The 14,819-nt window shown below is 59.6% G+C and carries 12 protein-coding genes and 2 pseudogenes; 11 read left to right on the top strand and 3 right to left on the bottom strand.

Annotation, left to right across the window (positions count from 1 at the left end; translation table 11 throughout):
• The 6 genes from WBG04_RS00615 to WBG04_RS00590 all read left to right on the top strand — a co-directional run.
• Positions 1-719 (top strand): leucine-rich repeat domain-containing protein (locus WBG04_RS00615; protein ID WP_424312390.1); only part of this gene is annotated, 719 nt, incomplete at its 5' end.
• A gap of 90 nt (positions 720-809) precedes the next feature.
• Positions 810-1,559 (top strand): PAS domain-containing protein, encoded by a 750-nt coding sequence (locus tag WBG04_RS00610; RefSeq protein ID WP_424312389.1) that lies wholly within the window; start codon positions 810-812, stop codon positions 1,557-1,559.
• 2 nt (positions 1,560-1,561) lie between these two features.
• On the top strand, positions 1,562-1,735 hold the full coding sequence (locus WBG04_RS00605; protein ID WP_424312388.1) for a hypothetical protein: 174 nt from the start codon (positions 1,562-1,564) through the stop codon (positions 1,733-1,735).
• A 706-nt stretch (positions 1,736-2,441) separates the two neighbouring features.
• Positions 2,442-3,239 carry a hypothetical protein gene (locus WBG04_RS00600; protein ID WP_424312387.1) on the top strand — a complete coding sequence of 266 codons (798 nt, stop codon included), beginning with the start codon at positions 2,442-2,444 and terminating at the stop codon, positions 3,237-3,239.
• 324 nt (positions 3,240-3,563) lie between these two features.
• On the top strand, positions 3,564-4,226 hold the full coding sequence (locus WBG04_RS00595) for a hypothetical protein (RefSeq protein ID WP_424312386.1): 663 nt from the start codon (positions 3,564-3,566) through the stop codon (positions 4,224-4,226).
• Between the two features lie 123 nt (positions 4,227-4,349).
• Positions 4,350-5,219 (top strand): DUF3883 domain-containing protein, encoded by an 870-nt coding sequence (locus tag WBG04_RS00590; protein ID WP_424312385.1) that lies wholly within the window; start codon positions 4,350-4,352, stop codon positions 5,217-5,219.
• 27 nt (positions 5,220-5,246) lie between these two features.
• Here WBG04_RS00590 and WBG04_RS00585 read toward each other — a convergent pair.
• Positions 5,247-5,342, bottom strand: a pseudogene (locus WBG04_RS00585) (very short patch repair endonuclease); the annotation flags it as partial.
• A gap of 106 nt (positions 5,343-5,448) precedes the next feature.
• On the bottom strand, positions 5,449-5,589 hold the full coding sequence (locus tag WBG04_RS00580; protein WP_424312384.1) for a hypothetical protein: 141 nt from the start codon (positions 5,587-5,589) through the stop codon (positions 5,449-5,451).
• Between the two features lie 210 nt (positions 5,590-5,799).
• Between WBG04_RS00580 and WBG04_RS00575 the strand changes: the two genes are divergently transcribed.
• Together WBG04_RS00575 and WBG04_RS00570 are read left to right on the top strand one after the other, a co-directional pair.
• The gene (locus tag WBG04_RS00575) at positions 5,800-7,641 is read left to right on the top strand and encodes a 3'-5' exonuclease (protein WP_424312383.1); all 1,842 of its coding nucleotides are present in this window, start codon (positions 5,800-5,802) and stop codon (positions 7,639-7,641) included.
• A gap of 72 nt (positions 7,642-7,713) precedes the next feature.
• Positions 7,714-7,824, top strand: a pseudogene (locus WBG04_RS00570) (M50 family metallopeptidase); the annotation flags it as partial.
• A 37-nt stretch (positions 7,825-7,861) separates the two neighbouring features.
• Here WBG04_RS00570 and WBG04_RS00565 read toward each other — a convergent pair.
• Positions 7,862-9,241 carry a UPF0149 family protein gene (locus tag WBG04_RS00565; protein WP_424312382.1) on the bottom strand — a complete coding sequence of 460 codons (1,380 nt, stop codon included), beginning with the start codon at positions 9,239-9,241 and terminating at the stop codon, positions 7,862-7,864.
• A gap of 167 nt (positions 9,242-9,408) precedes the next feature.
• Here WBG04_RS00565 and WBG04_RS00560 point away from each other — a divergent pair, with 167 nt between their 5' ends.
• The 3 genes from WBG04_RS00560 to WBG04_RS00550 form a co-directional block, all read left to right on the top strand.
• Positions 9,409-10,911, top strand: a complete 1,503-nt coding sequence (locus WBG04_RS00560; protein ID WP_424312381.1) for a sulfatase — start codon at positions 9,409-9,411, stop codon at positions 10,909-10,911.
• A gap of 71 nt (positions 10,912-10,982) precedes the next feature.
• On the top strand, positions 10,983-14,459 hold the full coding sequence (locus tag WBG04_RS00555) for a PQQ-dependent sugar dehydrogenase (protein ID WP_424312380.1): 3,477 nt from the start codon (positions 10,983-10,985) through the stop codon (positions 14,457-14,459).
• Positions 14,460-14,569: 110 nt separating this feature from the next.
• Positions 14,570-14,819 (top strand): hypothetical protein (locus WBG04_RS00550; protein WP_424312379.1); only part of this gene is annotated, 250 nt, incomplete at its 3' end.

Here is a 14,819-nt window from a genome sequence, read left to right as displayed (position 1 = left end):
TCTATGGCTGCAGCAGCCTCACCAGCATCACCCTCCCGGAGGGCCTCACCTCCATCGAAACTTTCGCGTTCTCTGGCTGCACCAGCCTCACCAGCATCACCCTCCCGGAGGGCCTCACCTCCATCGGAGATTACGCGTTCTTTGTGTGCCGCAGCTTGGTGGAAGTTTCATTCCTGGGCAACGCGCCGGCGTTAGTGGGAACCAATCATTTCAGCGGTCTCCCGCCAGAGGCAAGGGTCTATTACCAAGCGGGAACTTCCGGCTGGGGAATCGAATTTGGTGGCATCCCGACCGTGCAGGTTACTTTGAATTTCAGTGATTGGATCGGAGGCTACCCGGGAGTGGGAGCTGAGACAGGCGTCGGTGCTGATCCGGACAGGGACGGGATACCGAGCGGGTTGGAGAATTTCTTTGGCACCGACCCGAGCGTCTTTTCAGCCGGAATGGTCGTCGTCGGGAAAAGCGGAACAACGCTAACCCTTAGCCATCCTAAGGCCGCGAGTTCGGCGCCTGACCTTACGGTGGTTTACGAGTGGTCGTCGGACATGACGGTGTTCTACCCGGCTGGCAGTTCCAACGCGGCGGGCACCACCACAGTGAACTTCACGCCTTCCAAAGATAATCCTGGGACCACTACGGTGACTGCGCAAATCTCTGGCTCTGTGATTCCCAAAAAAGTTTTCGTGCGCCTCTCCGTCAGGGAAGTTGACGAAATGTAGGGAAAACGAATCAACCCCCTTTCACCCGCCCTCCGGTCCGGCCCGACGGCTGGCTCAGGGGCCTACACCAAAAGCAATTTCCTAGCAGCAATGACCCAAGAGCACGTAACGTCCACCGACTTCGAAGCCTATTTTAAGCACTGCCCGGACGCCCTCTTCCTCGTTCATGCATCGAGCAAAGCGATCCTAGCGGCAAACCCGGCCGCATCTTCCCTCACTGGATACAGGTCTACCGCACCCAAGGCCCAGCCTTTCCTCGATCTCTTTCCGATCGAAGAACAAAAGCGGATCAACCCCCTTTCACCCGCCCTCCGGTCCGGCCCGACGGCTGGCTCAGGGGCCTACACCAAAAGCAATTTCCTAGCAGCCAATCACAACCCCATGAGCTTGACACCCAAAGAGCGCGCCAAACGCGAAAAACAGAGACGCGAAACTGCCAACGCGCGGATGCGCGAGAAGGTCGCCGCGGCGAGGAGGCGCGGCATTTGCCGCTGCGGCGGGAAGCTGGACAAGAAGCCGGGCACCAGACGGAACTACAGCACCTGCCCGGACTGTCGGGAGACGGCCAAGGCCTCAGCCACTCGCTACTATCGCGAAGGCCCGTTGCAGCCGCACGTGAGACCCCCGGCGAAACTCGACGGCCGGCTGCGCGACTCCACCGGGGTCAGGCGCAGGTTGGAACGTGACGGCTTCGGCCGTGAGGCCTGGTGGTGGATCGCCAACGCCCTCATCGATGGCAAGCAGCACTCCCGCCGCTGGTCGGTTGACAAGCATGGCGACCGTGGAGCGTGGCGACTTGCCCTAGCGCAACGGCGGGAGTGGGAGCGATCCATGGCATGAGCATGAGCGAGCAACCCACCGCTGACATCGCCCTCGACGGCCACCATCTCATCCCCTTCCCGATCCCGGTAGGCTTGCGATATATAGCGATTGCAAACCGCCACCGCTTCGTCCCAACTGCCAAACTCCACCGGCTGCAAATCACCCTCAAATTGACTCGGATCGAGGCCACATGAGGAAGGGGGCAGGCCAAACTTTCTGACATCTGTGTCCTGGGGGGTTGGGCATTTTGGCACATTAGATGTCAAAAGGGTTTAGCTGACCCCTTTTCCCGAGGCAATCATCCGGTGGGTGAAATGGGAGAAGACGCGCGGAGGAGGATTGCAAGGAAGCCTTGTCCGCGGGTGGCTCGAGGCGCCTGGCTTGGACGCGCTCTCGGAATCTTATGCCGATCATCCATCTGCCCGGCACGGTTTCTCATTTTCTCGCCCCCAATCATGCGCCAGCAAATTGCCGAGCGCCACCTTGCTGTCAATCCGGAGGTTTTCTCGCCAAAATTCCGTCCACCGACGCACCGCAACACCGCCAATGCCCCCGCCCTCCCGCCCTCCGGTCCGGCCCAACGGCTGTTTGAGGTCTCACCGGAAAAGAAAAAATCAGGGATCCCACGCCATCCGCGGCTAGTGGCCGTGACCAATGCCGGGTAAAGTTGGAAACCCATAATTGACATGCGAAACGACCATCGCTATCAGTAGGTGTTCTAGTATGGAAACAGAGGTGGTGGGTTGTTTTCCCTTATCTCAAGGGACCCTCCGCTTCCCTCGGAAAACTAGGCAAGCGAATGATCAGGAGCCACTCCATGAGTGGTCTTGATGGCCGCCTCCTGTCCGGCCGAACACGACCACCCCTGCGGTGACTCCCGCCAACAAGGAAGGAGTCATCATGAAACCGCAAATTCTCCACGCCGCCGCCACACTGGCAGCCTTCACAACACCGGCATCGCGTGCCTTCGACTCGCGCGGCGGCCGCTGGCTCACCGCCGTGCTGCTGGCATGTCTCACTGCAATCGCGCCCGCCCAGGTGCCGCAGCTCATCAACTACCAGGGCCGGGTGGCCGTCGGCGATCCGCCCATCAACTTCCACGGCAACGGCCAGTTCAAGTTCGCGCTTGTGAACGGGGGCACGCAAGCCAGCGTCCAGGCCACCGGGACGGCCACGCTGACCGGAATGTTTGTGACCGGAATCACTCTCGACGATGGCGGCAACGGCTATCTGAGCACGCCCGCCGTGACCATCACCGGTGGTGGCGGATCGGGGGCGACCGCGACCGCGACCGTCTCTGGCGGAGTGGTGACGGGCTACACGGTCACCAATGCCGGTTCGGGCTATACATCCATACCGACGGTGATCGTTGACGCGCCGCCCTCGAACGTGGAATACCTCACCCGATGGAGCAATGACGGCACCAGCACGGCAGGCTCCGAGCCGACCTCGGCCGTGACGCTCCCGGTGGTCAAGGGCCTCTACTCCGTCAAAAGAGGGTCGGTCCCGTTTTTCGAGCATTCACCCTTGACGATCCGGTCGATCAACCACCTGCCTACCACCCGCAGCTCAAAGGGGCTGGTCCTGTCTACTGGGGTCGGTCCTTGCTACTGGGGTCTTGCTACTGGGGTCGGTCCTTGCTACTGGGGTCGGTCCTTGAATTTTGCATTTGAGTCTGGAGTCCGGGTCAGAGCTTAAGGAGCGGAGGATTTCATGCGTCAGTGGGGTCAGTGCGTCAGTGGGGTCAGTCCTTTCATTTTGAATTTGGAGGTCGACGGGGTTAGCCCCAACTAACAAACATTCTCAGAATCCAATCACCCTCACCTTTTCACCAAAATCCATCCGCCCACTCTTTCAATGACAGCTCCCGCTAAGGCTGTTCGCATGCACCGATGCTCTCCCCAGCCGCCTCCCAAGTTCTCGCATTGGCCGATTCCAGCGGCTGGCACGAACAGAATGCCAGGCAATGCGAACGATTTTTCAAGTGTGGACATGCTGAAGTTCAACCCGTAGTAGATGGGAATGAAGGTCTTTGGGCGCTCGCGTGTTTCGCTTCTTTCGATGATGCTTTTAGGGAGCGCCTTGCTTGTTCCGGCTGTCGATGCGCAGGGTGGAGACAAGCGGCCTGAAGATCAGGAGGAGGCTGAGGGGCAAGGTGAAACAATCACGCCGGAAAAGGCATCCGGATTTCTTGATGGGCTTCGTGATGGAACTCAGAAGTATTTGCAGGATGCCAAGGGGCGGACGGAATCCCTAATAAGCGCGCATTTGCTGGTGGCGGTCGTGGAGGACTTCAACAAGCAGCATGGCAGGATGCCGGATGTGGGAACGAAGGAGTTTCTGACATCAAGTCCGGCCGGAATCCGTTTCCTTGCGATCCTCTCCGGGATGGAAGTTGTGAAACAGCAGAACAAAAAGGGCATCAATCACTTCAAGGTCATTGGCGGAGGGGCCGATGACCCAGCATTCAGAATTGATCACGACAAAGACGGTTTGCCTACCGGGATGACGGACGCGTGGGGAAACCCCTACAGAGTCATCCTGCGCAAGAGCGGTGACAAGCCAATCACCTTCAAGTGGGGTGGTGCTGACAACGTTGTGGTTCACGGGAAACTGTTGGTCGTCGGCTCGCCCGGGATGGACCGAATCGATGGGACAAAGGACGACGTCAAGAGCTGGAAGTGAAACGGGTCCTAGATTTCGAGCATTTGGGAGAAGGAGAGTCTGATTTTTATCTCTGCCGTGGGGAAATTCAATCATCGATGCAATCCGATGATTTTTTGAATTTCGGCTGGAGTCTTTCTATGGATGATTCGTCGACGAATGGCGACCGGCGAGGATTGGAAGCGGGGTGAAGTTGTGGCTGCCGTTGCAGCTTACCGCACGATGCTGCGTATGGAACTTGAGGGCTTTCCATTCAACAAGGCGGAGAGCAATCGAGCCGTTCAAGCTTTGACCGGACGAAACAAGGGATCTGTTGAGTTCAAGCACCAGAACATCAGCGCGATCCTGAACCAATTGGGACTGCCCTACATCGAGGGCTACAAGCCACGGGGCAACTTTCAGGCACTTCTTCAAGATGTGGTCGTGGACGTCATTGTTAGGGACCTCGAAGTCAACGCTCTCGCTCAAAAGGCTGTGGAGCGTCAGGATTTCGAAAACATTACCCTCCAAGATCTGCTCGGGATGTGGGTGGCTGCGCCGAAAGCAGAGGACAAAATCTATTCCAAGCTAAACGAGACATCGCATCCAGTGCGTCCGCACCTCGGAAAGAATTACGTTGAGATCGAGGCAAAGAATCGGAATCTGGGCGCAGCTGGGGAAAGGCTAGTTCTCGAATTGGAACAGCGGCGCCTTTGGCAGGCTGGTCAAAAGAAACTGGCTGAGAGAGTCGAACACGTGGCCCAATCTCAAGGCGACGGCCTCGGTTACGATGTCCTCTCATACGAAGAGGATGGACGAGAACGCCTCATCGAAGTGAAAACCACCCAGTTCGGGATTCTAACACCGTTCTTTGCCACTCGAAACGAGGTCATAGTCTCGGAGGCCGAAGCCGAGCACTATCAACTCTATCGCGTGTTCTCTTTCGGGAAGCAGACAAGGCTGTTTACCCTTCCTGGAGCCATGAAGAGAACCTGTGAACTGACGCCAACCGTCTTTGTTGGTACACCAAGGTAATTCGGAATTTGGGTAGCCGAGCTGATGCCGCATTGAGCGGACGATGCGTTCCGGCCTGGTGTCCCGGCACCGAATGCGCGACATCACCTCACGGCGCTTTTCCGGGGTGAAGACGTCGGGCATGGAGAGGCAGTCTAAGGTCAAAAGTCGAAGGTCTCAGGAGGGCCGGTCCCGGAATTCGAACGTTCGGGCACTCACCCATCGCAGCTGTTAGGCGGCAACCCGCAGTTCAGGTAATCCGCCCATTGCCCGTGAACCGCCAACCCGGCTGATGCCGCATCGAGCGGACGATGAATTCCGGCTTCGTGTCCCGGGTCCGGATGCGCGACATCACTTCGCGGCGCATTTCCCGGGTGAAGACGTCGGGCATGGTGGGTGGTGGAGGGCGGCTGACCCGATGACGGTGCTTCGCCCACCTGAAGGTGGAACTACGAACGCTTTCGGGCGAGATCGCCTGGGTCGGAAGAACCCGAATCCGACACGAGGACTGCGACTCTTGGCCACCTTGATTCCCATGATCACGGAGGTCATTGTCTTTGATTCGAGAGATAAACATTGGTAAGACTTCCTCAACCACTCCATGGCGACCCTCATTCATTCCATCGAAGAAGCCGCGGCGGCGGTGACGCCGGGCGAGCGGCGCTTCGGGCAGCGGCTGAACTCGCATTTGGAGGATGACTACCTGGTCTGGTTCAATGTGCCGGTAGGTCGGATGCGGCGGTATCCGGACTTCGTAGTGCTGCATCCAAAACGGGGTTTGCTGGTGCTGGAGGTGAAGGATTGGAAGGTCGGGGATCTGCGGAAACTCGACAAGCTGCGCTGGGAGGTCTTTCTCGGCGGCAAGCCGAAGACGGAGGCCAATCCGCTGGAGCAGGCGCGGCAGTGCATGATCGAACTGGTGAATCAACTGAACCGCGACCCTCAACTCTGCGATGAAGCTGGAAGCTATCAGGGCAAGTTGGCCTTTCCCTACGGCTGGGGTGTGGTGCTGCCGAACATCACGCGTCGTCAGTGGAACGAGCTCCTCACCGAAGAGCAGCAGGAGCTGGTGCTGCCGGGGCGGAGACTGATCTGCAAGGACGAGATGACGGAGTCGGTCGACCCGCTGACATTCCAGGAGCGGCTGTGGGGGATGTTCGAGTATTCCTTCGGCCGGGCGATGACGCTGCCACAGATCGAGCGGGTGCGCTGGTGTTTGTTTCCTGAAGTGCGGATCGATGCGGGGAAGCAGGCGGAGCTTTTCGAAGACGAGCCGGTGCCGGACTTGATCAAGGTGTTAGATCTCCAGCAGGAGCAGCTGGCGCGAAACCTCGGTGGTGGGCATCGGGTGATCCACGGCGTGGCAGGATCGGGCAAGACGCTGATCCTGGGCTACCGCTGTGTGCAGCTGGCGGAGTCACTGCGACAACCGGCGCTGGTGCTCTGCTACAACATCTCACTGGCGGCACGACTCCGCCGCTTCATCGCGGACCGTGGGCTTGAGGAGAAAGTGCGGGTGCATCATTTCCACGAATGGTGCGGCGAGATGCTTCGCGCCTACCATGTGAACGTCACGCCCGGTGATGGCAAGTATTGGGAGCGGCAGGTCGAGTCGGTCATCGGCGGGGTGGAGGCGGGTTTCATCCCGCGCGGCCAGTACGGAGCGGTGCTGATCGACGAAGGGCATGACTTCGAGCCGGAGTGGTTGAAGTTGGTCACGCAAATGGTCGATCCTGCGACAGATTCCTTTCTCCTCCTCTACGACGACGCGCAGTCGATCTACCGGAAGACGACGGGTTTGGGATTCAGTCTGTCGAGCGTCGGCGTGAAGGCGAAGGGAAGGACGACGATTCTGCGGCTGAACTACCGCAACAGCCGCGAGATTCTGAAGTTTGCCTATGACTTCGCGAAAGGAAGTCTTGGTCCGGCCGCAGCGGATGATGATCACATTCCGCTGATCGAGCCGGCCTCGGCCGGAATGACCGGGGCGCGTCCGGCGTTCAAACTGGCTGATGATTTCCATGGGGAAATCTCCTATGCCGCCCGCTGTGTGGCGAGCTGGCTGGAACGGGGCATCCCGGCGAACGAGATTGCGGTCATCTATTTCAAGAAGGCCCACGGCAAGGCGATGAGTGAGAAGCTCGGAGCCTCGAAGGTCGACCACCTGTGGATGGATTCCTCGGCGGACAAGAAGGCCTATGACCCTGCGGCGGAGAAGGTAACCGTCGTCACGGCTCAGAGCAGCAAGGGGCATGAGTTCCAGGCCGTGGTGGTGATCGGCGTGGGATCACTGGATGAGTCAGAGGAAGAAGTCGTGGGCCAGACTCGATTGCTCTACGTCGCGATGACCCGGGCAAAGCGGCAACTGGCCGTGACCTCGTGCGCGCCAAATCTTTACGGCGAGCGTTTGGAGGAATCGCTGCGGCAGGCGGTGGTGGCGTAGAGCATCGATTTATCCGTAGAAGTTCAGCAGGCTTGTCAACCGGCACCCGAAACCGAAGTCTGCGCCGAAACGATGACGGACAATCGCATACTGACTGCTTATCACGAAGCAGGGCACGCCGTGATGGCGCTCCTCATGGGACGCTCCGTGCAAAAGGTCAGCATCATTCCTTCTCAAAATCGCCTCGGTGCCTGCACCCTTCAAAAAGGTCCCGCGAGCCTCAGTTCATGCAGCAGCGCTTGTATTTCAAACCGCTACCACAGGGGCAGGGATCGTTGCGGCCGATCTTGGGTGCTTCGCGTTCATAGGTCTCGCCACTGCCGAAGCCAGCAGCAGCTGAAGAGAACTCCGTACCGGATTGAAGGGACTCGCGAAGGATGTGCGCGGCGCGGACGACATGCTCGACACGGATCAGTTCCCGAGTCGGGGTATCATCGTCCGGCTGGATGAGATGGAAGGCACAGGCCATCAGCGCTTGGTGACCTTCCGTTGGTTCGGTGAGGGAAGCATGCCAACTCATGACACTTGAAAGGATACCCCGGGCCCAGTCGGTTTCCTCCTCAGTCGGAACACGCGGATTGGAGCGTGGCGTCAAAGGAGGAGCGTAATGCCCCTCGTCGAGGCGGCGGATGATGCCGTTGTGCCAATTCATGACGGCGGTGAGGAAGAGTTGGGCGTCCTCCTCGCTCTCCCACTCCGGATCGTCGTCGAGATTCTCGGGATCCCAGATCGAGGGCAGGAAACGGGAAGGCGGGACCATTTCGGGTGCGAGGATGCAGCCGAGAATCAGGCCGTCGAATTCGGCGAGGCTTTTCGCACTGTGCGGTCCTTCATGCAGGGCGAGAAAGTAGCGGATGATGCTGGCATCGTCACCATCAGTCGGTCGGGATCCGACCCGTTGGTTCAGAGCTTCTCTGGCGAGTTCGGTTTCAAGGTCTCCCCAGTGGGGTTTGGGTCCAGCTCGCTCCGATCGCAGCCCGAGCTTGATCTCCACTTCCTCGAAATCGCCGTTGATCGTGACATCGACGAGCTTCTCCTCAAAGGCGCGCCGGATTTCCGGAAGGTAGCGGTCCTTGGTGAGTTCGACGAGATCCGCGATGATCGATCCTTTCAAACCGCGGTGACGCGGATCTCCGCGCAGCATCTCAACCTGCGCTTCGAGCACGGCATCACGCTCGATGTCCTGCCGGGCGAAGTCGGTCAGAGTGCTGGCAATTTCGATGAGAAAGCCTTCGCGATTTGTTCCTGATTTCAGGACGGCCATCAACAGGGGAACCGCCGAGGGACCGATGGCCTGCATGAGGTCCGAAAAGCGAATGATGAAAAACTCGTCGTCGATACTACAGGACACCTCGAGTTCATCGATGAGGAACTGGCATCCATCCTTTCCGCCAAGATGGGCGAGGATGCTCCACGCATGCATGAGGGCGGCGTCCGAGACCTCGGCCTCCTCTTCCTCAAGTTCGAGCTCCATCCATTGCTCGATGAGCTCCTCGGCATCCTCCGGGCCGAATCCATGTTTGGTGTAAAAGGCGGCGGGTAAAACCTCGTCTTCGGCAGGAGCAGGGAGACCGAGCAGGCGTTGGCGGAGCGACTTCATGGAGGGAGTGTGCCAATGCCGCAATTCTTGGCAAGCCGGAGGCAAAATGTCCGCTGGCGGCGACGGAATCTCCTTCGGGAGCTGGACCAGTTCTGATGGGAAGCATGAATTGAAACACTTGCAGTTTTCCCGGCGTAAATTTTCCCGGCTTAGATCTGCTCCAATCCATGGCCCGTTTCTCCATTCTACCAGCCGTCTGCCTACTTTTCGCCACCGCCATCCAGGCCGCCGACAAGCCGAACATCCTGGTCTTCCTTGTCGACGACATGGGACTGATGGACAGCTCCCTGCCATTTCTGACCGACGGCAAGGGCACACCAAAAATCCATCCGCTCAACGAACTCTATCGCACGCCGAACATGGAGGACCTCGCCAGCCGGGGGATGCGCTTTGAGACCTTCTACGCCAACAGCGTGTGCTCGCCGACCCGGGTCTCGATCATGACCGGACAGAGCTCCGCGCGCCACCACACCACCCAATGGATTCGATCAGAGAACAACAACCGGGGACCTCAGGGGCCGCCGGAGTGGAATTGGGAGGGCATCACCGACAAGCATCAGACTTTGCCGGCCCTATTGAAGGAGGATGGCTACCAGACCATCTATGTCGGCAAGGCACACTTCGGCCCGATCGGATTTCACGGCGAATTCCCCAACAATTTCGGCTTCGATATCAACATCGGCGGCTGCTCGTGGGGCCAACCCGGCAGCTACTACGGCACCGATGGCTTCGGCTGGACCAAGGGCAACAAGCGCCGTGCCGTTCCTCATTTGGAAAAATACCACGGCAAGGACATCTATCTCACTGAAGCGCTCACCCTCGAGATGAACTCGGCGATCAAGCAGGTCGTCGATCAGGACAAACCCTTCTTCGCCTACATGGCCTACTACGGTCTCCACAGCCCGTTCATGCCGAACAAACGCTATGCCGCGAACTACGCCAATGCTAGTATTCCTGAGAAAGCCAAGGCCTTCGCCACCATGATTGAAAGCATGGACACTTCCGTCGGCGAGATCCTCAAGAATCTTGAGACGCTTGGTGTGGCCGACAATACCCTGGTGCTCTTTCTTGGTGACAACGGCAGCGACGCTCCGCTTGGGGAGCCGCATGCCATCGCCAGCTCCGCTCCCCTTCGTGGAAAAAAAGCTACCCACTACGAAGGTGGCATGCGCGTTCCCTTCATCGCCGCCTGGGCGAAGCCGGACCCCGCCAACGCTGCTCAAAAGAAACTTCCGATCACTGCCGGCGCGATCACCACCGAGATGGGAACCATCCATGACATCTTTCCCACCATTCTCGATCTGGTCGACGTGCCATACGAGCAGCCCATCGACGGCGACAACCTCGCGCCCTTGCTCACCGGAGGCCGCATCGACGGCAAACGCGATTTCCTGATGCATTTTCCGCACACCCACCGCAGCAGCTACTTCACCGTCTATCGGCTCGGGGATTGGAAGCTCATCTACCACTACAACAAGCCCAAGGGAGAGCGCTGTGAACTTTTCAACCTCGCCGAGGATCCCACGGAGGCCGACAACCTCGCCAAGACCCATCCTGAGGTCCTCGGCCGGATGATCAAAAGCATGGCTCAGGAACTTGAAGACGCCGGCGCCCAGTATCCGGTCGCGAAAAAGGATCCATCCGTCGAGCTCAAGCCGGTCGCGCCCTAGCCGGAAAACGACGATCCAACAGCAAAGCTGACTTTCTTTTTTTCCAATCTGAGTGACGTTCAGCCTTGATCGTGAAGCCCATCCATCTCGCCTTAGTCCTCAGCTGCCTTTCCCTCCCCACGCTCGGAGCACCACCGACTGGTTCGATCAGCCGCCATGTCTGGACCGGCGTTTCAGGTCGGCAGGTCTCCGATCTGACCAATCTCGCCAGCTACCCGGAGGGCCCGAACACCAGCACCACCGCCTCCTCCTTTCTTGCACCCACCAACTGGAGCGACAACTACGGCACACGGATGTTCGGCTGGGTGCATGCTCCTGTCACCGGCGATTACACCTTCTACCTTCACGCCGACGACAACGCCGAACTCTGGCTCAGCTCGTCCTCATCGCCCGACGACCGCGCTCTGATTGCCAGCGTCCCGGATTGGACCAATGCCGGTGAGTGGACGAAATACCCCGAGCAGACTTCAACTCCAGTGACGCTGCAGGCCGGCCAGTATTATTTCATCGAAGCCCTGCACAAGGAAGAAGGCGGCGGCGACAACCTCGGCGTGGCCTGGTCCTACCCCGGGCAAAGCCGCATCTACATCCCGGGCAACCGTCTCAGCCCATGGCAGAACCTCGCCCCGGAACTCAGCGACGACACCGTGCATCTGCCCCCGGGCGGCATGGTGAAAATCCCGGTGCTCGCCAACGACATCGAACCCAATGGGAGCGCCGACCTCAATCTGTCCTCACTCGCGCAAGCCACTCCACCCGAGTATGGCGTCCTTTCGATTGACTCCACGAATGGCCAGATCATCTACACCCACGATGGCTCCGCCACTCTCAATGATTCTTTTACCTACGTGATCGAAGACCAGGCTGGGCTCTCGGCAAGCGCGACCGTCAGCCTGACGATCAGCTCGGCAGCGCGCCTCCCGCTCGCCACATCGACCATGCCCGATGCCGGGCCACCCCAGGAACTTGCCCTCGTCGATGCCTTCCCCGGCTTGAGCTTTTCCTCCCCACTCGGAATCACTTCGCCACCGGGTGAAAGCAACCGACTCTTCATTCTCGAAAAGGGCGGGAACATCGAACTGATCAACAATCTAGCCTCTCCAACCGAGACCCGCTTTCTCGACCTCGATGCCGTCGTCAATGCTCGCAGCGGCGAGACCTTCCAAACGAGCAGTGAGCAGGGTCTCCTCGGCCTCGCCTTTCATCCGGACTATGCGAACAACCGCCGCTTCTTTGTCGTTTATTCGGTCAACATCAACAGCCTCCGCTACCAACGCCTCTCGGAGTTCGCGGTCTCCTCCACCAACCCCGATGCCGCCGATACCAGCTCGGAAAAGGTGCTCATTCAACAACGCAACGAAGCCGGCAACCACAATGGCGGCGACATTCATTTCGGACCCGACGGATACCTCTACATGAGCTGGGGCGACGAAGGAAATGCCAATGACACACTCAACAACTCCCAGACCATCACCAAGGATTTCTGGTCGTCGATCATCCGCATCGATGTGGACCTCGAAACCGAGGACTACACCGCATCCGACGGCACCGGCAGCGACGACGCCAACCTCCCGCCAAACGATCATCCGGCCATCGTCAGGGACGCGCAGAACCGCCCTCGCTACGAAGTTCCGGCCGACAACCCGTGGGTCGGAGCCACGAGCTTCAATGGTCTGAGCGTCACGACCGCCAACGTGCGCACCGAGTTCTGGGCGGCGGGCCTTCGCAACCCATGGCGGATGTCCTTTGATCCGCTCAATGGTGATCTCTGGTGCGGCGATGTCGGTCAGGGAGCCAGGGAGGAAATCAATCTGATCGAAGGCGGCGCCAACTACGAGTGGGCCTATCGTGAAGGAACACTGAATGGCGTGAAATGGAACCAGCGCCCCAGCGGCTGGACACCGAACCAGCAACCCGGGGCAGGCCCGAACCGGGGACCCCGCTGGGAATACAGCCGCGGTTCCGGCGAATTCCAAGGCACTTCGGTGACGGGTGGCGTGGTCTATCGCGGGAACAACGTGCCGGCACTGAACGGGCACTATGTCTTCGCCGACTACGGCTCGGGAAACATCTGGTCCTTCGATGCTTCGGAGGCCAGCCCGAACGTCAGCCGCATCGCCGGAGAAGGTGGCATCGTCGGCTTCGGCCATGATCCTTCGAATGGCGACGTCCTCCTTGCCGACATCGACAACGGCATCATCCGCCGCCTCACCGTCGAAACCGGTACCTCCGCGTTCCCGCCGACCTTGTCCGCCACCGGTCTGTTCGCCGACCTCGCCACCCTCACGCCCAACCCAGGACTCGTCCCCTACGAGATCAATCTCCCCTTCTGGTCCGACCACGCCATCAAGTCCCGCTGGTTTGGACATCCCGACACCTCTCCCACCCTCGGCTACAGCCGCGACGACTCATGGTCCTTCCCCGAAGGCACGCTGTGGGTAAAGCACTTCGAGCTCGAAACCGAGCGCGGCAATCCCACGACCCGCAAGCGCATCGAAACCCGAGTGCTCGTCAAAACCGCAGACGGCTCCTACGGCGTTTCCTACCGCTGGAACGAGGCCGGCACCGCTGCCACCCTGGCCGATGCCGCCGGCGAGGAATTCGACCTTTCGATCATCGATGGCGGTTCACCTACCACGCAGCGCTGGCGGATCCCATCCCATGCCGAGTGCACCGTCTGCCACTCACCCCAGGCGGGGCACGCCCTGTCCTTCCAGACCCGCCAGCTGAATCGCGAAGGCTTGCTCGGGGGCACCAGCGGCAACTTTGTCTCCCAACTCGAACTCGCAGGTTATCTCACCGGCCTCACCGACGACCCCGATACCCTCCCCCGCCACGTCCGCCCGGACGAAACCGACTACTCGCTGGAAGCCCGCTCCCGATCATGGCTCGAGGTGAACTGCACCTACTGCCACAGTGACACCGGCACGGTTCCCGCGAACTGGGATGCGAGCATCTCCCTCCCGCTTTTCCAAACCGGCATCGTCAATGGTGTCCTCGGCGGAACCATTCTCGATCCCGCCGACCGATTGATCGTGCCCGGCGATGAATCCCACTCCGCCATCGTGCATCGCGCCGCCGGTCGCAACGGCTACAGCCGCATGCCCCCGCTCGCCACTTTTGAGACCGACGATGTCGCAATCCAACTTCTCATCGATTGGATCGAAAGCGAGCTCCCTTCCCGCCAAAGCTACGATGAATGGCGTACTTTCTATTTCGGCACCGATCCCGATGGAGCCCCCGGAGTCGACGCCGACCTCGACGGCCGGGACAACCAGCGCGAGTTCCTCGAATTCACCCACCCACGCGTCGGCGATGCACCTGCCTCCATCGCCATCGTCCATGCCGGTGAGAACCTGCAACTCACCCTGCCGGACCTGCCTGGAAGAAGCCTGCAACTTGAGACATCGACCGACCTGCTCGAATGGTCCCCGTGGCTGGATCCCACCAACGACGGCGTCGCCCGCCCGCCTGGTCAACCCTTGCAACTCAGCGTTCCAACTTCCGAACCCCGCCGATTCTTCCGCTCCACCATCGAGGAGCGGTAGGGCGGCCTGCCCTTCGTAATCGACACCTTTCTAGAAAATTCGACTTGATGGCCCATTCCCGATCCCGTAGCTCATCAAGGGAAATGATCTCATCTCGCCCGATCCTTCCCATGCTTTGGACCCTTGCCTCATGGATTCTTCTTTCGGGAGTTGCTCCGGCAACCATCACCATGTGGACGCTGACCGGGACCCTCGACACTCCGGAAAACAGCGCCGTCGAATCGGTCTTCTCCGATAGAGGTAGGAACGGCGCATTGGTTTGCGCCGCTCCCCCCTCCGAACCGGACAGGCGGATCTCCCGCATCCGGCTCTCCAGTCAGTGGTTTGCTCCGTTACGGAGACTGGTGACTTCAGCACTCT

The organism is Haloferula sp. (assembly GCF_049672945.1).
Taxonomy (GTDB): Bacteria; Verrucomicrobiota; Verrucomicrobiia; order Verrucomicrobiales; family Akkermansiaceae; genus Haloferula.
Note: the sequence above shows the minus strand (reverse complement) of the source record. Positions and strands in the feature narration are given on the sequence as shown.